Annotated in this window: 1 rRNA gene; it reads right to left on the bottom strand. The window is 42.9% G+C overall.

The window, feature by feature from the left end:
* Positions 1–167: 167 nt before the first annotated feature.
* A 16S ribosomal RNA gene (locus ACYP03_RS28550) occupies positions 168–224 on the bottom strand; the annotation flags it as partial.

Raw genomic sequence — 224 nt, 5'->3', positions numbered from 1 at the left:
ATCTCAAAGATTGAATTTACTAGTCAGCTTTCCAGATTGTTAAAGAGCATTAAAGCAAACAGCTTTAATCAATAGCGTGTGCCATTCATTAAGGCTTTCTGCTGTTGTTTTTAACTTATTAACCAGGCAATCTGTGTGGACACTGCGTCAACAACGCAGTCTTTAGGTAAGGAGGTGATCCAGCCCCAGGTTCCCCTAGGGCTACCTTGTTACGACTTCACCCC

The sequence above is a fragment of the Photobacterium sp. R1 genome, assembly GCF_054600795.1.
Note: the sequence above shows the minus strand (reverse complement) of the source record. Positions and strands in the feature narration are given on the sequence as shown.